Here is a 274-nt window from a genome sequence, read left to right as displayed (position 1 = left end):
TACCAGCGTTGCACGCTGTTTTGCGGGGCGGCGGATAGGTGAGCCTACCTGCTTGATCACGATTGTCTTGGCCATGCTTATGCCTCCTCAGCCACTTGAGCGGAAGTATCAGCTACTTCATCGCGCTTGGGCAGAATGTCGGCCACTTTCTTACCGCGACGCTGCGCGACAGAACGTGGAGACTGTTCTTTTTTCAATCCGTCCATAGTGGCGCGGATCATGTTGTACGGGTTTTGTGAACCGATAGACTTGGACACAACGTCTTTGATGCCAA

At 53.3% G+C, this 274-nt stretch carries 1 protein-coding gene; it reads right to left on the bottom strand.

Features of this window, described 5'->3' with window-relative positions:
• Nucleotides 1-77: 77 nt before the first annotated feature.
• On the bottom strand, nt 78-274 hold a 197-nt coding region (locus AACQ14_RS24535; protein ID WP_459112807.1), incomplete at its 5' end, for a hypothetical protein.

It is taken from the genome of Vallitalea maricola (assembly GCF_036985595.1).
Classification (GTDB): Bacteria; Bacillota; Clostridia; order Lachnospirales; family Vallitaleaceae; genus Vallitalea; species Vallitalea maricola.
The sequence above is the reverse complement of the archived record's forward strand: the minus strand, read 5'-3'. Positions and strand labels throughout refer to the sequence as shown.